Here is a 16,449-nt window from a genome sequence, read left to right as displayed (position 1 = left end):
GTCAGCCACGGTCCGCAATCGGCGGAGCGTCCTCGTCACGTCGACTCCGGCCGCAGCCGCGCGGCACGCCCACCGGGCCCGTGTGCGAGCGCACCGGCCGGCACGGCTCCATGATGAACCGGTGATCAGTGTCCTGTTCGCCGTCCTCACCGCCCTCAGCAACGGAGCCGCCTCGGTGCTCCAGCGCCGGGCGGCGATGGAGGTGCCCGACAGCGAGGCCATGCGGCTGTCGCTGATGACCCGCCTGGTGCGGCAGAAGGTATGGCTGGCGGGGATCGGGCTGGTGGTCGTGGCGGCGGTCTGCCAGGCGATCGCGCTGGCCACCGGGCCGATCGCGGTGGTCCAGCCGATCTTCGTGATCGAGCTGCCGCTGACGCTGCTGATCGCCGGTCTGGTGATGCGGGTGCGGGCGGACGCGGCCGTCTGGTCCGGGGTCGCGGCGGTCACCGCGGGCCTGGCGCTCGGTATGGCGGCGGCCGCCCCGGTCGAGGGCAGCGACACGGTGGAGGACTTCGCGTGGATTCCGGCGCTGCTGGTGACCGGGATGTTCGAGGCGGGGCTGATCACTGCCGCACTCCGCACCCGGGGCAACCTCCAGGCGGCGCTGCTGGGCCTGGCCGCCGCCTGCGGGTACGCGCTGACGGCCGCGCTGATGAAGGACGCGATGGCGAACCTGGACGACGGCGGGGCGGTCGCGCTGCTGGCGTCCTGGCAGCTGTACGCCACGGCGGCGGCCGGGGTGGGCGCGCTGTTCCTGCTCCAGAACGCGCTGCAGGCGGGCAGTCTGGTGGCGGTTCAGCCGATGCTGACGCTGGGGGACGCGCTGATCAGCATCCTGTTCGGGGTGACCCTGTTCGACGAGGAGCTGCGGACCGGGTGGTGGCTGCTGCCCGAGCTGGCCGCGCTGGCCCTGATCGCCACGGGGTGCGTGCGCCTGGCCCGTACGCCACTGGCCAGGGGCACGCTCGCGCCGCCGCCCGCGCCTCCTCGCACGCGGTAGCGGCTGCCTGCTCAGGTGGTGCGCGCGAAGTCGCCGTGGACCTCGTACGTGCCGTTCGCCGTCGCCGCCGTGGCCCGGTACACGTCGGCGCCCGCGTCGCGGCCGCCGGAGGCGTGGTCGTACTGTCCGGCGAAGACATGGGTCCCGGCCGGGAGCGTCCGTCCGGGCCTGAGCGTCCAGCGGTAGACGACCATGCCGCCCCGCTCGTACACGGTGAGGTCGAAGTCCTCCTCGGGCCGGGTCTCCCACCGTCCGGTGCTCTGCACCCGGCCCGTCTGGGCCACGAACAGTTCCACGGTGAGCGCCGTGAGCGGATCCTGGCTCTTGAGGGTGACGTTGCTCTGGGCCCAGTGGATGTTGTCGTCGGGGGCGACGGAGCCGTCGGCCCACAGCGGGCCGTCCGTGACGCGGCTGTCGCCCGGCACCGGCGGGCGGCTGTCGCCGAACGCCGGGGGTGTGGCGTCGGGGGGCTCGGGCGGCGAGCCGGTGGAGACTTCCCGCGGAGGGGACGCGTCCCCCGGCACGAGTGCGGCGACGGCGACTCCGCCGATCACGCACACCGCGGTGGCGGTGCACGCCGCGAGGGCGACGCGCGGCCAGGCCGGTCGGGTACGGCGAGCGCGGGAGCCCTGGGGATCCACGCCGCCGGCCCGGGCCCGCTCGACCCGGGCCAGCATCCGCGCCCGGTCCGGCCGGTGCGACCGGGCCGCTTCCTCCAACTGCCTGAGCAGGTCGCTCATCGTCGTCCACTTCCCGCGGTTTCGAGGGCGGTGCGGTCACCCAGCAGCCGTTCGAGTTCCGCCATCCCCTTGGAGGTCTGGCTCTTCACCGTGCCGACCGAGATGCCCAGGGCCAGGGCGGTGTCCTTCTCCGACAGGTCGAGCGCGTGCCGCAGCACGACACAGGCCCGCTTGCGGAAGGGCAGTCTTCGCAGCGCCTGCCGCACGTCGAGGACGGCCGCCAGGTCCGGCCCTTCGGTGTGGTCCTGGCGCCGGGACCAGAACAGGGCGACGCGCCGACGCTCGCGCACGGCCCCCCGGATGCGGCTGCGCGCCATGTTGGCGACGACTCCGCGGGCGTAGGCCACGGGGTGCCCGGCGGCGCGTACCCGGTCCCAGCGGTCCCACAGGGCGAGGAGCGCGTCGGCGGCCAGGTCGTCCGCGGCGTCGGCCTCGCCCGTCAGGAGGAAGGCGAGGCGGGCCAGTTCGGCGTAGTGACGGTCGAAGAAGTCGTGGAACTCCGCGGATGTGTCGTCGGTCATTCCCCAGAACCCCTCCGTGGTGCGCGCCGATCCGGGCCGAGCGCCGGATCCTACGCCATGGACATGGACCGGCGGCGGGCTACTTCATCCCCGCGCCGATGGCCGATGTGCCGGTCACCAGGAAGTCCGTGGCGGGGAGGGAGCCGTCCGCGCGCCGGGGCCCGTACGCGGTGGTGGGGTCGGTGACGGCCGGGCGCAGGTCCCCTGCCCCGCCCGCGTCCCAGGTGTTGGCGGCCGACACCACGCGCCTGCCGAGCTTCGCCGGACCGGAGGCGTTGTCGAGTGCGAGGTTCCGGGAGAGCCGGGACGGCGAGGAGGCGATGTAGTAGCCGGAGGCGTCGTTGGCGTAGGCGGTGTTGCGGTGCAGGCGCAGTGCGCCCGGGTTGCTGTTGTCCGTGAAGCCGTGCTTCTCGTTGTCCCAGGCGGCGTTGCCGGTGATGACGTGCGCCGCGCTCGCCCCGCCGCCGCCGAGCTTGAAGCCGTTGCCGTTGCCTTCGAAGGCGGGGTCCTTCCAGCGGTTCACCCCGTTCCCGTACGCCCAGCTGCGCTCGATACGGAGAGGGCTCGCCCACTGCCACAGGTCAACGCCGTCGTCGGCGTTGTTGTAGAGCCGTGCGCCGATCACCCGGTTTCCGCTGCCCGAGCCGAACTTGATGGCGAGGCCGTCGGCGTTCTGCCCGTGGTTCTTCGCGTCGTAGTTGCCGTGGGAGTCCAGGTTCTCGATGAGGTTGTCCGTCGTTCCCTCACCACGCAGGGTGAAGCCGGAGTCCCCGTTGCCGTGGGTGGTGAGGTTGCGGAAGATCCCGCCGACGGACGAGGTCACGACGACGCCGTGGGCGCGGGAGTTGCGGAACGTCAGGTTCGACAGGGTCCAGTGGTCGCCGCCTATCGCGACCAGCCACGCACCGGCCGGGAGCCGGGATCCGTCGACGACGGCCTTCTCCGCCCCGTACGCGGTCACGGTGATCCGGCTCCGTGCGGTGCCGTCGGCCTGGCTCTTGAGGCTCTTCGCCGGGTGGTAGGTGCCGCCACGCAGCTGGAGGGTGGTGCCGGGCCCGGCGTTCGCGAACGCCTTCTCCAGCTCGGCGGTGGTGGAGACGACGACCGTGCCGGCGGCGCGGGCGTCGTCGGGGGTGCTGGTCAGCCAGACGCCCGCGACGCCCGTGGCCACCGCGACGGCCACGGTGGAGATGAGCGTACGCGTCCTGCGGTGTCGTCCTCTGCTGGTGATCACGTGGGGTGGTTCCTTCGCTCGGTCGGGAGTCGTCCGGCCGTGTGCGGCCGGACGACTCCTTGTCGCCGCCGAGGATCAAAAGGTTGCCGCCGGATCTCGGACAGTCGCCGCAGGGGGTGTGCCGTCGCCGAAGGGGCGGCCGGCGAGCTGTTCGCGGTGGTGCGGGGTGGTCCAGCCGGAGAGGTCGGGGCCGGCGGGGACGATGCCGGTCGGGTTGATGCCCGTGTGCACCTGGTAGTAGTGCCGCTTGATGTGGTCGAAGTCGACCGTGTCGCCGAAGCCGGGCGTCTGGTAGAGGTCGCGGGCGTAGGCCCACAGGACGGGGTCCTCGGTCAGCTTGTTCCGGTTGCACTTGAAGTGGCCGTGGTAGACGGGGTCGAAGCGGACCAGGGTGGTGAAGAGCCGGATGTCGGCCTCGGTGATGGTGTCGCCGACCAGGTAGCGACGGTCGGCGAGGCGGGCGGAGACCTGGTCCAGGCGGGCGAAGAGGGCGGCGTACGCCTCCTCGTACTCCTGCTGCGAGCTGGCGAAGCCGCACTGGTAGACGCCGTTGTTGATGTCCCGGTAGATGCCCTCCATCACCTCGTCGATCTCCGCGCGCAGCGGTTCGGGGTAGAGGTCGGGGGCTCCGGGGCGGTGCAGGGCGGTCCACTCGGTGGCGAGGTCGAGGGTGATCCGCTGGTAGTCGTTGGTGACGAGCTGCCCGCTCGGTACGTCCACGATCGCGGGCACGCTGACGCCGCCGGGGTAGTCGCGCTCCCGGGCGTCGTAGGCCTCGCTGAGGTGGTGGATGCCGAGGACGGGGTCCTTGCCGTCGGGGTCGAGGGTGAAGCGCCAGCTGCGGTCGTCCTGGATCGGGTCGGCGACGGCGAGGGAGAGGGCTTCCTCCAGGCCGAGGAGCCGCCGGGAGACCAGGGCGCGGCTCGCCCAGGGGCAGGCCCGGCTGACGACGAGCCGGTAGCGGCCGGGTTCGACGGGCCAGCCGTCGCGGCCGTCCGCGGTGATCCGGTCGGGGAAGTGGCTCTTGGACCGCTTGAACGGTTTGTGGCCGTAGGAGTCGTTGCCCTCGCTCCCGGCGCTGTCGTCGCCGGTGGTGTCCGGGGTCGTGTCGTTCATGCCGTGCTCCTCGATGTGTCGGCGTCCTGTCGCTCGTCATGTCGTCTGCCCCGTCGGCCGGCCCCGACATCGGCCACCGCCACGATCAGGGCGGCCAGCACGAAGGCGACGGAGACGATGAGCCCGTGGTCGTACGCGTCGGCCCAGCCGTCCGGGCCGACCTGGGCGAAGAACACCGCGCCGACGGCGGCGATGCCGATCGCGGAGCCGACCCGCTGGCCGGTCTGGAGGGTGCCCCCCGCGCTGCCCGCCCGGTGGACGGGGACCTCCGCCAGGGTGAGGGTCTGGTTCGGGGCGATGACCAGTCCGCTGCCGAGGCCGGCGAGGAGCAACGGGGCGGCCATCGCCCAGCCCGCTCCGTGGCCGGGAACCAGGTGAACGGCGAGGGCCGTGCCCGCGAGGCCGAGCGCGACCATGGCCAGGCCCACCACCACCAGCGGGCGGCCGAAGCGGCCGACGAGCCGGCCGCCGACGGCCGCGGCGAATCCGGAGCCGAGGGCGAAGGGGGTGATGGCGAGTCCGGCCAGCAGGGCGGAGTAGCCGAGGCCGGACTGGAGGTAGAGGGTCGTGACGAAGAAGATCGAGGTGAACCCGGCGAAGTAGAGCAGGATCAGCAGGCAGCCCAGCCAGTAGGAGCGCAGCCGGAACAGCGACAGGTCCAGGACCGGCTGGACGCGTCCGCCCGTGCACCGCGACTCCCAGGCCACGAACGCGGTGAGCAGGGCGGCGGCCAGGACGAGCAGCAGCCATTTCGTGTTGCCGGGCCACTGCTGGGCCTGGACGAACGGGAGCAGCAGCGCCAGTACCCCGGCACCCAGGAGCAGCACGCCGAACGGGTCCAGGTCGCGGGGGCGGACCCGAGTGGCGGAAGGAGTGTCGGGCAGCAGCCGGTGGGCGAGCAGGAGGCAGACGACGCCGAGCGGGAGGTTGACGTAGAAGACCCAGCGCCAGCCGTGGTCCGGTCCGGCGGCCTGGATGAGCAGTCCGCCGAGCAGCGGGCCGACGGCGGTGGAGATGCCGACGACGGTGCCGAACATGCCGAAGGCCCGGCCGCGCTCGCGCCCGGAGAACATCTGCTGGATCAGGGCGGAGATCTGGGGGGAGATCAGACCGCCCGCGATGCCCTGCACCAGACGGGCGATCACCAGCCACATGCTGGACTGGGCGGCTCCGCAGGCGGCGGAGGCGAGGGTGAAGAGGGCGAGCCCGGCCATGAAGACCGCCCGGCGGCCCCGCGCGTCACCGAGGCGTCCGGCCGGGATGAGGAAGAGACCGAAGGCGAGGGCGTAACCGGAGAGCACCCATTGGAGATCGGACTCGGGAGTGTTCAGGCCCTCCCGGATCGAGGGGAGGGCGACGTTGACGATGGAGACGTCCAGCAGGGTCATGAAGCCCGCGACCAGGCAGACGGCGAGTGCCTGCCAACGCCGGGGGTCGGGGCCGTCCGGGGCGGCGTCGTCCCCGGTCGGCCCGGGCTGCGCCGCGCTCCGTGCCATGGTTCGCACCTTAGGTGGTGTCCGTCCGTTCCGCGTGGATCGGCGGGCGGCGTGGCCGGGCCCGTCGGGGGTACCCGTTCCCGCATGACTGTGGAGAAAACGAGCGTCCTCGTCCTTGACTGCGCCGAGCCCGTGGAGCTGGCGGAGTTCTACGCCGGTCTCTTCGGCGCCGAGACCCGGATCGGCAGCGACCCCGACTTCATCGAGATCGTCGGCCACGACGGCGTCCGGCTGGCGATCCGCCGCGACCACGGCTACGCCCCGCCGAGTTGGCCGCGCCCGGAGGATTCGCAGCAGGCGCATCTGCGGATCCTGGTGGCGCGGGAGGACATCGACGAGGCCGAGCGGGAGGCGATATCCCTGGGCGCCCGTCCCGTCGACACCGGCGACAGCAACAGCGGACCCCGGGACGTGCGGGTGTACGGGGATCCGGCGGGCCACTCGTTCTCGCTGGCCGTCTATCCGCTGCCGGAGGACTGAGGCGGCACCTCTCTGCCGGAGGGCTCAGCGGTGCCGCGGCGCGCCGGGACGGACGGACGCCCGGCGGAAGGGTCTTCAACCGGCCCTTCCGCCGAGCGCGTTCAACGGGAAGGAAAGTTGCCCATCACCGTTGACGCCAATTGGTAGGAACCTTTACTTTCAGTTCTGCCGACATGGCGCCTCCCACCCCCCTCCGAAGGGAGCACCACCATGCACCAGCGCACCACTCCCCCCACCACCCCCACGGTCACCACCGGCCGCAGCGAGACGGCCCGCAAGGCGCTGCTCGCCGCGTCCGCGCTCGGTGTCGTCGCCGCGCTGATGGCTCCCGTCCGCGCCGGAGCCGCACCGGCCCCCGCCTCCCCCACCGCCGCCACCCCGCTCGCCGCCAACGGTCAGCTCTCGGTCTGCGGCCTCCGGCTCTGCAACGCCTCCGGCCAGGCGGTCGCGCTCAACGGGATGAGCACGCACGGCACCCAGTGGTACGCCCAGTGCGTCACCGACGGCTCGCTGGACGCGCTCGCCCAGGACTGGCGCTCCGACGTGCTGCGCGTCTCCACCTACGTACAGGAGGGCGGGTACGAGACGGACCCGGCCGGATTCACCGCCCGCGCGCAGAAGTTCGTCGACGCGGCGCACGCGCGCGGCATGTACGCGGTGATCGACTGGCACATGCTGACCCCGGGCGACCCGAACGCGAACCTGGACCGGGCCAAGACCTTCTTCAGGGCGATGGCGAAGAAGTACCGGAACCACCCGGGTGTGCTCTACGAGATCGCCAACGAACCCTCGGGGGTGAGCTGGTCGGCCATCAAGTCGTACGCCGAACAGATCATCCCGGTGATCCGGGCGGAGGACCCCGACGCGGTGGTGCTGGTCGGCACGCGCGCCTGGTCGTCCTTCGGCGTGTCCGAGGGATCGAACGAGTCCGAGGTCGTGAACAACCCTGTCAGAGCCTCGAACATCATGTACACCTTCCACTTCTACGCGGCCTCGCACCGCGAGGCGTACCTCAACACGCTCGACCGGGCCTCCGACCGACTGCCCGTCTTCGTCACGGAGTTCGGGACGCAGAACTACGCGGGCGAGGGTGCCAACGACTTCGCCATGTCGCAGCGCTACCTCGATCTGATGAAGCGCAAGAAGATCTCCTGGACCAACTGGAACTACTCCGACGACCACCGGTCCGGCGCCGTCTTCAAGACCGGCACCTGCAACGGGACCAACTGGACGGGGACCGGGGTCCTCAAGGAGGCCGGGGTCTGGATCCGCGACCGTATCCGTCAGTGACCCCGGTACGCTCCCCGCGCCGTCAGGCCGTACGGCGGCGCGGGGGGCGTCGGCGGACGGTTCGACGAGGGTGGGCTTGCCCGCGCCGACGGCCCCGGCCGGGGCGACAGACCTGCCCTCCATCCGGTCGATGCCGGGAATTTACCGATGGTGCCTTGTCATCCCCTGTTCTACGCGCATAGCTTTTGCCCCTACCACTCAGTTCAGTTGGGGGCTCCTCCCGTGCAGATATACAGATCCGGTTCCGTCCTGCTGACCGGCGCCGTCGCCGCGGCTCTCGCGGTGACCGCCCTGCCCGCCGCTCAGGCGGCGCCGTCGGCCACCGCCGTCATCTCCGAGGTGTACGGCGGTGGGGGCAACTCGGGCGCGACGCTGACCCGGGACTTCGTCGAGCTGGCCAACGCCGGCTCCGCGCCCTTCGAGGTCGGCGGCCTCAGCGTCCAGTACCTGCCGGGCAGCCCGTCGGCCGGATCGCGGTGGCAGGTCTCCGAGCTGTCCGGCTCGATCGCGCCCAGCGGCCGCTATCTGGTCGCGCAGGCCGCGGGCACCGGCGGAACGGTCGCGCTGCCCACCGCGGACGCCACCGGCACGATCGCCATGGCGGCGGGCAGCGGCACCGTCGCCCTGGTCTCCGGGACGGCCCCGCTCACCTGCAAGTCGGCGGCGGACTGCGCCGCGGACACCCGGATCGTCGATCTGGTCGGTTACGGTTCCGCGGTCGTCCGGGAGGGCAGCGGCCCGGTCCCCGGCGCCTCGGCCACCGCGTCCGTCGCCCGGGCCGCCTCGCTCGCCGACACCGACGACAACGCCGCCGACCTCTCCGCGGGCGCGCCCACCCCGGTCAACGCGAAGGGCGAGACGTCCGGCGGCGGCCAGGAGCCGGAGGAACCCGGTCCGACCGAGCCCGGCGACATACGGATCCACGACATCCAGGGCACCACCCGCCTCTCCCCGCTGGAGGGCACGGCGGTGACCGGCGTTCCGGGCATCGTCACGGGCGTGCGCACCAGCGGCTCGCGCGGCTTCTGGATCCAGGACACCGCGCCCGACAACGACCCGCGCACGAGCGAGGGCCTGTTCGTCTACACCGGCTCCGCCGCACCGACCGTGAAGGCCGGGGACTCCGTCCTGGTCAGCGGCAAGGTCGCGGAGTACTACCCGGGCACCGCCACCCAGTCGCTCACCCAGATCACGGGCCCCCGCGTCACCGTGGTCTCCTCCGGCAACGCGCTGCCCGCCCCGGTCGTCCTCGACGCCCGCTCGGTGCCCGGCCGTTACGTGCCCTCCGCAGACGGCGGGGCGATCGACGCGCTCCCGCTGGACCCGGACCGCTACGCCCTGGACCTGTACGAGGCGCTGGAGGGCTCCCGGATCCGGATCGCCGACACCCGGGTGACCGGGGCGACGACCGCGTACGACGAGATCTGGGTGACGGTCAAGCCGAAGGAGAACCCGACCCGGCGCGGCGGCACGCTCTACGCCTCGTACGAGGACCAGAACACCGGTCGGCTCAAGGTGATGTCCCTGGATCCGGCGCAGCCGATTCCCACGGCGAACGTGGGAGACGTGCTGCAGGGCCGCACCACCGGCGTACTCGACTACGCGAGCTACGGCGGCTACAACGTGCAGGCCACCGAGCTGGGCACGGTCGTCGACAACAAGCTGCGGCGCGAGGTGACCCGCAAGCAGAAGAAGAACGAGCTGGCGGTCGCCACGTACAACGTGGAGAACCTCGACGCGCGCGACGACCAGGCCAAGTTCGACACCCTGGCCGAGGGAGTCGCGGTCAACCTGTCCTCCCCCGACATCGTCTCGCTGGAGGAGATCCAGGACGACAACGGTGCGGTGAACGACGGCACGACGGGCTCCGAGGAGACGCTGAAGCGGTTCACGGACGCGGTCGTCGCGAAGGGCGGACCGCGGTACGCCTGGCGGTACATCGCGCCCGAGAACAACGAGGACGGCGGCCAGCCGGGCGGCAACATCCGCAACGTCTTCCTCTACAACCCGAAGCGGGTCTCGTTCACCGACCGGCCGGGCGGCGACGCCACGACGCCGGTGCGGGCCGTCGACACCTGGCTCGGCGTCAAGCTGTCGGCGTCCCCGGGCCGGATCAACCCGGAGAGCCCGGCGTGGGAGAACAGCCGCAAGCCGCTGGTGGGCGAGTTCGTCTTCCGGGGCAAGCCGGTCTTCGTCATCGGCAACCACTTCGCGTCCAAGGGCGGCGACCAGCCGCTGCACGGCCGCTACCAGGAGCCGACGCGGTCCTCGGAGACGCAGCGGGTCCAGCAGGCCGCCGAGGTCAACACCTTCGTGACCTCGCTGCTGAAGGCGGACCGGTCGGCGCGGGTCGTCGCGCTCGGGGACTTCAACGACTTCGAGTTCTCCCCGACGATGCAGGCCCTGACCAAGGGGAAGGTGCTGAATCCGCTGATCGGCACGCTGCCCGTCGGCGAGCGGTACAGCTATGTCTTCGACGGCAACTCGCAGACGCTGGACCACATCCTGACGAGCCCCGGCGTCCGCCGCCCCGACTACGACGTGGTGCACATCAACGCCGAGTTCGCCGACCAGGCGAGCGACCACGACCCCCAGGTGGTGCGGTTCAAGGTCGGCGGCTTCCGGCCCTGGTAGGGCGTAGGCGGTGAGGCACTGCCCCGGTTGCGGCGGACCGAAGCTCAGGTCCGCCCGGCCGGGGCCGTGGCCTGACGCGGCAGCACGACCGCGCCGTCCCCGCCCTGCGCGCCGGTCACCGGCTCCTGCCCGGTGAAGAAGCCGGTGACCAGCGAGGCCACCTCCTCGGCCCGCTCCAGGACCACCCAGTGGTCGGATTCCCCGATCGTCAGGAACCGGCTGCCCTCGACCGTCTCGGCGAACTCCCGCTGCCGCGCGGGCGAGGTGACCGTGTCGTGCTCCCCCGCGAAGACCAGCGCCGGTACGCCGGTGAGTCCGCCGGTGAAGTCGGGCCGGTCGGCCAGCGCCCGGTAGAGGGAGTCCGCCGCGTGGGGCGAGTGGGTGAGCGCGTGCAGGAAGGAGCGCCGCACATAGCGACGGGCCAGCTCCCGCCGGTGTACCGGGCGTTCGGGGTCGAGGCACATCAGCGCGTCGGCCGCCGTGGCGGCGAACCCCTCGCGGTCCCCGGCGGCCAGTTGCCGCCGGGCCCTCTCCCAGCAGTCGACCTGGGCGGCGTCGATATGGACCGGCACCCCGCCGAGGGCGAGCCGGGCCACCCGCTCCGGATGGCGCTGGGCGAAGCCGAAGGCGATGGCGGTGCCGTAGGAGAAGCCGAAGACGTTGAGCCGGGGGGCGCCGAGGTCGTCGGCGATGCCGAGGACGGCGCGGCGCAGCAGATCGGCGCTGGGTCCCGGCGGGAGCGGGTCCGCGCCCCCCATCCCGGGCAGGTCGGCGGTGACGACGTCGGCGGCGGGGCCCAGGTGGTCGTCCATCTGGGGCCAGCCGAACATGCCCTGGAGCGCGCCGCCGAGAATGAGCGTCGGTTCGGTACGGGGGACGGCCCCGCCGCTCCGGTCGTACGGCAGGACGCGGTAGCCGTAGCGCACTCCGTCGGCCGACAGGGACCGGATGATCTCCTCGGGCATGGGTGCTGCGTTCCCTTCCGCTCAGGGCCTGGTGAGGACGAGTGCCGCGTTGTGCCCGCCGAAGCCCAGCGAGGTCTTGACGGCGCAGTCGAAGGCGGCGGCGCGGGCTTCCTTGGCGACCACGTCGATGGTGATCCGCGGGTCGGGCGCGTCCAGATTGACCGTCGGCGGGACCAGTTGGTGCTGGAGGGCGAGCACGGTGAGCGCGGTCTCGATGCCGCCCGCCGCGCCGAGGGTGTGGCCGGTCATCGCCTTGGTGGAGGTCACCAGGGGGGCGTCGCCGAGGACGCGGCACAGCATCGTCGCCTCGATCAGGTCGTTGGAGAGCGTCGAGGTGCCGTGGGCGTTGACGTGCCCGACGTCGGCCGGGGAGAGGTCCGCGTCGGCGAGTGCGGCGCGCAGGGCGCGCTCGATGCCGAGGCCGTCCGGGTCCGGGGCGACGGCGGAGTGGGCGTCGCTGGAGGCGCCGTAACCGTTCACCTGGGCGCGGACGGTGGCGCCGCGGGCGCGGGCGTGGTCCGGGTGTTCCAGGACGAGCAGGCCCGCGCCCTCGCCGACGACGAAGCCGTCGCGGTGGGTGTCGAAGGGGCGGCAGGCCGCCGCCGGGTCCTCGCGGCGGGTGGAGACGGCCTTGAGGCTGCACGCGCTGGCGATCAGGAGCCGGGTGCAGGTGGACTCCGCGCCGCCCGTGATGACGATGTCGCAGGCTCCGGAGCGGAGCATCTGGTGGGCGGTGCCGATGGCGACGGTGCCGGAGGAGCAGGCGGTGGAGACGGCCTGGCTGGGTCCGTGGACGCCGAGGTCCAGGCTGACGCTGCTGGCCGCGCCGTTGACGACGCTGAGCGGGGCGAGCTTCGGGGAGACGCGGCGGGGGCCGCGCGCGGCGAGCGCGGCGGCCTGTTCGTCGTAGAAGGGCAGTCCGCCGTGTGCGGAGCCGATGACGACGCCGACCCGGGCGCTGTCCCAGACGGCCGGGTCGAGTCCGGCGTCGGCGACGGCCTCACGGGCGGCGATGACGGCGAGCTGGGAGAAGCGGTCCATCAGCCGCTGCGTGGCGACGCCGAGCACGGCCCCCGGGTCGCAGTCGGTGACGGAGTAGAAGAAGTCGCAGGGCAGACCGTCGAGTTCGGGCCGGGGCGCGGCGGACGGCGCGAGGCTCTCGGTGACACCGTGCCAGGCGGCTGCCACGCCCGTGCCGGCCGAGGTGACCAGGCCGACGCCGGTGACGGCGGCGGCGAACGGGGCGAGCGGGGCCCGGCGGTAGGGGCCCGTGGCGGCCGCGCTCACGCGGTGACCTTCCCCTGCACGGCCTCGACGAGGCGGCCGACGGTGTCGCGCGAGGTGAGCGCGACGTCCTCCAGGTCCACATCCAGCCGGTCCTCGATGTGCAGCCGCAGCTCCTCCAGGGCGAGGGAGTCCAGCCGCAGCCGGTGCAGCGGAACATCGGGGCGGATGGCCTCGGGGTCGGTTCCGAACTTCGTCACCAGCAGCGTGCTGATCTCTTCCGACGTGCTCATGCGGCTCTCCTGGGCTCGGTGACGCGGTGACGCCGGCCGCGTGGTGAGGGGAGGTGGGGGGGGAGGGGCCATCGGGGGACGCCGGCTGCTCCGGAAGGACCCTTTATACGCCTTCGCGGGCGGACCCCCGGTCCGCGTTCCCCCGTGCGATGGGAGGGCTGTCCAGGTGTACGAATCCGAGGTGGGGCGACGAGGGAGGAGAGACGACGGGAATGCCAGGATGGGGGGCGGTCCGAACCGGACGCCACGAGACCAAGAGACCACGAGCAGAGGAGAAGCCCATGACGGCCGAGCAAAACGGCAACGCGGAGGTCGCGCTGAGCCCCGCCGACTGGGTCGCCCGGCAGGCCGAGCTGTACGAGTCCTCCGGCGGCACGAAGGGCACGACCCAGCTCGGTGTCCCCTGTCTGCTGATGGACTACGTCGGCCGGCGCAGCGGGGCGGTGCGGCGCACGGTGCTGATGTACGGGCGGGACGGCGAGGACTATCTGATCGTGGCGTCCAACGGCGGATCGGACCGGCCGCCGCTGTGGTATCTGAACCTCCAGGCGAACCCGGAGGTCCGACTGCGGGTGGAGACCGAGCGGTTCGGGGCGGTCGCGGCGACGCTGCCCCCCGAGGAGAAAGCGCGGGTGTGGCCGGGGCTGGTGGAGCTGTTCCCGCGCTACGGGGAGTACCAGGCGGGCACCGAGCGGGACATCCCCGTGGTGCGGCTGACACGGACCTGAGCCGAAACGGCGGGTGCGGAGGCCGCGCGGTCCGTCCGCCGGGGGCATGTGCCGAGAGCCCTTGCCGCGACCCCTTCTGGCGCGCCGGTCGGAACCGTAAACTCCGCGATCATGACTATGGAAACGGTTCAGGCCGACCCGTCCGCCCTCGGCGGCCCCGCCCTCTTCGCCACCATGTCCACGATGCGCGCCATGCGCCGCCTCAAGCCGGAGCCGGTCCCGGAGGAGCTGGTCGAGCAGCTGATACAGGCCGCCGTCTGGGGGCCCAGCGGCGGCAACATGCAGTGTTACGAGTACGTGGTGGTGACCGACCGCCAGGTGATGGCGCGGCTCGCCCCGCTGTGGAAGCGGTGCGTGGACGCGTATCTGGCGACGACCGGGAAGTACGCCCCCGAGGGCATGGACGAGGCGGCGTACGGCCGGATGGTCGCGGCGATCGAGTATCAGCGCGACCACTTCGCCGACACCCCGGTGCTGATCGTGCCGTGCTACCGGTTCCCCGAGCCGCGCCTGGACGAGGAGGGCCTCGCGGCGTCGGCGCGGGCGCTCGGCCCGGCGGGCACGGAGCACATGATGAACACGCAGACCCGGTTCCAGGCGCTGGCGGAGGGCTCCTGCGTCTATCCGGGGGTGCAGAACCTGCTGCTGGCGGCCCGGGGGCTGGGGCTGGCGGCGAACATCACCATCTGGCATCTGATGCTGGAACAGGAGTGGAAGAAGGAGCTGGGCATCCCGGACGACATGGCGACGTTCGCCGCCGTTCCGGTGGGCTGGCCCGCGGGCAACTTCGGGCCCGTCCGGCGGCGCCCGGTGGCGGACGTCGTCCACCGCGACCGCTGGTAGCGGCAAGCCCCTCCTCGGCCCGCGTCAACCGGTATCGGCACCCCTGTCGGGTGACCCTCGATGTCACCCGACAGGCGCAGCGGTTCAAGCAACTCCCTTGACTTTGCAGGAAGTTGCCAGAGGAATCGGCGGCGAGCCTCTTTGTCATGCTCCACTCAGATGGATAGCCTGGCCGGGTTCGGTATCCCTCTGGCCCGCCCGGGCCCGAGGGCTTTTTACTTCCTCCCCCAGAGCAGGAGCCCTAATGCCCCTACGCACCGCCGCCCGAACCCGGGCCCGCGCCTGTGCCGTGGCGGCCCTCACCGCCGCGGCCCTTCTCGCCGCCGGGCAGCCGGCGAACGCCGCGCCCCGGGCCGACACGCCCGATCCGATGAACCGCGCCTTCGCCCAGGCGTCCCAGGAGTACGGCGTACCGCGCGATCTGCTGGCCGCCGTGGGGTACGGCGAGTCCCGGCTGAACGGACACGCGGGCAAGCCCAGCCAGGCGAACGGCTACGGCGTGATGCACCTGGCGAGCAACCCCGCCAACCGTTCCCTGGAGAAGGCCGCCGAGCTGACCGGCGAGAGCGCGGCCCGGCTGCGCCGGGACACGACGGCCAACATCCTCGGCGGCGCGGCCGTCCTGCGCGACCACGCCGACGCACTGGGCCTGGACGCCGCCGAGCGGCGGGACGTGAACGCCTGGTATCCGGCGGTGGCCCGCTACAGCGCCGCCGACGGGCCGGCCGCCGCGCTCTACGCGGACGCGGTCTTCACCTTCCTGGCCGAGGGCGTGGCCGCGACGGTGGCCGGCGGCGAGGAGGTGCTCGTACCCTCGCGGCCGGTCGACCCGGACAAGGACGAGGTGTCGGCGTCCGACGTCTACGCGCAGAGCGAGGACTACCCCTCCGCACGCTGGGTACCGGCCCACGCCCAGAACTTCGCCGTAGGCCGCACAGCGAGCGTCGACAAGGTGGTCGTCCATGTCACCCAGGGCTCGTACGCGGGCTCCATCAGCTGGTTCCAGAACCCGGCGTCCCAGGTCAGTGCCCACTATGTGATCCGGTCGTCGGACGGCGAGGTCACCCAGACGGTCCGCGACAAGGACACGGCGTGGCACGCGCGCAGCGCCAACGCCTCGTCCGTCGGGATCGAGCACGAGGGGTGGGTGGACGAGCCGGCCTGGTTCACCGACGCCATGTACCGCTCGTCGGCGGCGCTGACCTCGCACCTCAGCGCCAAGTTCAACATCCCGAAGGACCGGGCGCACATCGTCGGCCACGTCGAGGTGCCCGGCAACGACCACACCGACCCCGGCCCCCACTGGGACTGGGACTACTACATGGAGCTGATCGGCGGTGACCCGGGCAACGGAGGCGACGGTCTGACGTTCCCCCTGTACGCCACCCAGCAGTCCGGTTCGTCGGGCCCGCAGGTGACCGCCGTCCAGACGCTGCTGACCGCGCAGAACTACCGGCCGGGCGCGGTGGACGGCCAGTTCGGCCCCACCACGAAGAGCGCGGTGGAGGCGTTCCAGCGGGCCCGCTCCCTGGAAGCGGACGGAATGGTCGGCCCGAAGACCTGGACGGCCCTGCTGTCGGCCGGCTCGACCCCGCCGCTGAAGCAGGGCAGTTCGGGCGATGCGGTGAAGCGGCTCCAGCGCGCCCTGACGGCGGCGCTCGGCAGGACCGTGGGCGTGGACGGCAGCTTCGGCCCGGCCACGGACACGGCGGTGCGGAGCTATCAGGAAGCCCGCAAGCTGGGCGTCGACGGTCAGGTGGGCCCGGCCACGTGGACGGCCCTGCAGAACGGCAAGTGAGCACGGACCCGGGTGGGCCCTGACGAGCACGGAGGACCCGCCCGGGCCCGCACACGAGCAGCCGGCCCACCCCAGGTGGTTTCCGCC

At 72.4% G+C, this 16,449-nt stretch carries 15 protein-coding genes; 7 read left to right on the top strand and 8 right to left on the bottom strand.

The window, feature by feature from the left end:
• Positions 1-121: 121 nt before the first annotated feature.
• A complete protein-coding gene (locus CCZ36_RS29515; protein ID WP_128818953.1) occupies positions 122-1,000 on the top strand; it encodes a DMT family transporter in 879 nt (292 codons plus the stop codon).
• Positions 1,001-1,011: 11 nt separating this feature from the next.
• Here CCZ36_RS29515 and CCZ36_RS29510 read toward each other — a convergent pair whose 3' ends face one another.
• The 5 genes from CCZ36_RS29510 to CCZ36_RS29490 all read right to left on the bottom strand — a co-directional run bounded on the left by CCZ36_RS29510 (position 1,012) and on the right by CCZ36_RS29490 (position 6,107).
• Complete coding sequence (locus CCZ36_RS29510) at positions 1,012-1,740, bottom strand: hypothetical protein (protein ID WP_128818952.1); 729 nt, start codon at positions 1,738-1,740, stop codon at positions 1,012-1,014.
• Positions 1,737-2,261, bottom strand: coding sequence for a SigE family RNA polymerase sigma factor (locus CCZ36_RS29505; protein WP_128818951.1), 525 nt, complete (start codon positions 2,259-2,261; stop codon positions 1,737-1,739). Before CCZ36_RS29505 ends, CCZ36_RS29510 begins: the two co-directional genes overlap by 4 nt.
• Before the next feature lie 79 nt (positions 2,262-2,340).
• Positions 2,341-3,495 (bottom strand): right-handed parallel beta-helix repeat-containing protein, encoded by a 1,155-nt coding sequence (locus CCZ36_RS29500; RefSeq protein WP_069736726.1) that lies wholly within the window; start codon positions 3,493-3,495, stop codon positions 2,341-2,343.
• A 75-nt stretch (positions 3,496-3,570) separates the two neighbouring features.
• Positions 3,571-4,611: a glutathione S-transferase family protein gene (locus CCZ36_RS29495; RefSeq protein ID WP_069736725.1), complete on the bottom strand. Its 1,041-nt coding sequence runs from the start codon at positions 4,609-4,611 to the stop codon at positions 3,571-3,573.
• Positions 4,608-6,107 (bottom strand): MFS transporter, encoded by a 1,500-nt coding sequence (locus CCZ36_RS29490; protein ID WP_128818950.1) that lies wholly within the window; start codon positions 6,105-6,107, stop codon positions 4,608-4,610. Before CCZ36_RS29490 ends, CCZ36_RS29495 begins: the two co-directional genes overlap by 4 nt.
• A gap of 84 nt (positions 6,108-6,191) precedes the next feature.
• Here CCZ36_RS29490 and CCZ36_RS29485 point away from each other — a divergent pair, with 84 nt between their 5' ends.
• From CCZ36_RS29485 to CCZ36_RS29475, 3 genes are all read left to right on the top strand, one after another.
• Positions 6,192-6,587: a VOC family protein gene (locus CCZ36_RS29485; protein ID WP_069736723.1), complete on the top strand. Its 396-nt coding sequence runs from the start codon at positions 6,192-6,194 to the stop codon at positions 6,585-6,587.
• A 210-nt stretch (positions 6,588-6,797) separates the two neighbouring features.
• A complete protein-coding gene (locus CCZ36_RS29480; protein WP_069741502.1) occupies positions 6,798-7,877 on the top strand; it encodes a glycoside hydrolase family 5 protein in 1,080 nt (359 codons plus the stop codon).
• Between the two features lie 222 nt (positions 7,878-8,099).
• Positions 8,100-10,511: an endonuclease/exonuclease/phosphatase family protein gene (locus CCZ36_RS29475; RefSeq protein WP_128818949.1), complete on the top strand. Its 2,412-nt coding sequence runs from the start codon at positions 8,100-8,102 to the stop codon at positions 10,509-10,511.
• Positions 10,512-10,555: 44 nt separating this feature from the next.
• Here CCZ36_RS29475 and CCZ36_RS29470 read toward each other — a convergent pair whose 3' ends face one another.
• From CCZ36_RS29470 to CCZ36_RS29460, 3 genes are read right to left on the bottom strand one after another with little or no spacing between them, the layout of a single operon-like run.
• The gene (locus tag CCZ36_RS29470) at positions 10,556-11,476 is read right to left on the bottom strand and encodes an alpha/beta fold hydrolase (protein ID WP_128818948.1); all 921 of its coding nucleotides are present in this window, start codon (positions 11,474-11,476) and stop codon (positions 10,556-10,558) included.
• A gap of 21 nt (positions 11,477-11,497) precedes the next feature.
• Positions 11,498-12,763, bottom strand: coding sequence for a beta-ketoacyl-[acyl-carrier-protein] synthase family protein (locus CCZ36_RS29465; protein ID WP_128818947.1), 1,266 nt, complete (start codon positions 12,761-12,763; stop codon positions 11,498-11,500).
• Positions 12,760-12,993 carry an acyl carrier protein gene (locus CCZ36_RS29460; protein WP_006128548.1) on the bottom strand — a complete coding sequence of 78 codons (234 nt, stop codon included), beginning with the start codon at positions 12,991-12,993 and terminating at the stop codon, positions 12,760-12,762. The genes CCZ36_RS29465 and CCZ36_RS29460 overlap by 4 nt, the downstream gene beginning before the upstream one ends.
• Before the next feature lie 281 nt (positions 12,994-13,274).
• On the opposite strand from CCZ36_RS29460, the gene CCZ36_RS29455 reads away from it, so the two are divergent.
• The 3 genes from CCZ36_RS29455 to CCZ36_RS29445 all read left to right on the top strand — a co-directional run bounded on the left by CCZ36_RS29455 (position 13,275) and on the right by CCZ36_RS29445 (position 16,362).
• Positions 13,275-13,721 carry a nitroreductase family deazaflavin-dependent oxidoreductase gene (locus CCZ36_RS29455; protein ID WP_128818946.1) on the top strand — a complete coding sequence of 149 codons (447 nt, stop codon included), beginning with the start codon at positions 13,275-13,277 and terminating at the stop codon, positions 13,719-13,721.
• Between the two features lie 111 nt (positions 13,722-13,832).
• The gene (locus tag CCZ36_RS29450; RefSeq protein WP_069736717.1) at positions 13,833-14,564 is read left to right on the top strand and encodes a nitroreductase family protein; all 732 of its coding nucleotides are present in this window, start codon (positions 13,833-13,835) and stop codon (positions 14,562-14,564) included.
• Positions 14,565-14,808: 244 nt separating this feature from the next.
• Positions 14,809-16,362, top strand: a complete 1,554-nt coding sequence (locus CCZ36_RS29445; protein WP_128818945.1) for a peptidoglycan-binding protein — start codon at positions 14,809-14,811, stop codon at positions 16,360-16,362.
• Positions 16,363-16,449 lie beyond the last annotated feature (87 nt).

Source organism: Streptomyces sp. S063 (genome assembly GCF_002832675.1).
In the GTDB taxonomy this organism is placed as follows: Bacteria; Actinomycetota; Actinomycetes; order Streptomycetales; family Streptomycetaceae; genus Streptomyces; species Streptomyces sindenensis.
This window is presented reverse-complemented; position numbering and strand designations above follow the sequence as displayed.

What these genes read in the sequence shown, in the direction of transcription:
- CCZ36_RS29510 (WP_128818952.1), bottom strand. Translation starts at nt 1,740, where the DNA reads ATGAGCGACCTGCTCAGGCAGTTGGAGGAAGCGGCCCGGTCGCACCGG.
- CCZ36_RS29505 (WP_128818951.1), bottom strand. Translation starts at nt 2,261, where the DNA reads ATGACCGACGACACATCCGCGGAGTTCCACGACTTCTTCGACCGTCAC.
- CCZ36_RS29495 (WP_069736725.1), bottom strand. Translation starts at nt 4,611, where the DNA reads ATGAACGACACGACCCCGGACACCACCGGCGACGACAGCGCCGGGAGC.
- CCZ36_RS29490 (WP_128818950.1), bottom strand. Translation starts at nt 6,107, where the DNA reads ATGGCACGGAGCGCGGCGCAGCCCGGGCCGACCGGGGACGACGCCGCC.
- CCZ36_RS29485 (WP_069736723.1), top strand. Translation starts at nt 6,192, where the DNA reads ATGACTGTGGAGAAAACGAGCGTCCTCGTCCTTGACTGCGCCGAGCCC.
- CCZ36_RS29480 (WP_069741502.1), top strand. Translation starts at nt 6,798, where the DNA reads ATGCACCAGCGCACCACTCCCCCCACCACCCCCACGGTCACCACCGGC.
- CCZ36_RS29470 (WP_128818948.1), bottom strand. Translation starts at nt 11,476, where the DNA reads ATGCCCGAGGAGATCATCCGGTCCCTGTCGGCCGACGGAGTGCGCTAC.
- CCZ36_RS29460 (WP_006128548.1), bottom strand. Translation starts at nt 12,993, where the DNA reads ATGAGCACGTCGGAAGAGATCAGCACGCTGCTGGTGACGAAGTTCGGA.
- CCZ36_RS29455 (WP_128818946.1), top strand. Translation starts at nt 13,275, where the DNA reads ATGACGGCCGAGCAAAACGGCAACGCGGAGGTCGCGCTGAGCCCCGCC.
- CCZ36_RS29450 (WP_069736717.1), top strand. Translation starts at nt 13,833, where the DNA reads ATGACTATGGAAACGGTTCAGGCCGACCCGTCCGCCCTCGGCGGCCCC.
- CCZ36_RS29445 (WP_128818945.1), top strand. Translation starts at nt 14,809, where the DNA reads ATGCCCCTACGCACCGCCGCCCGAACCCGGGCCCGCGCCTGTGCCGTG.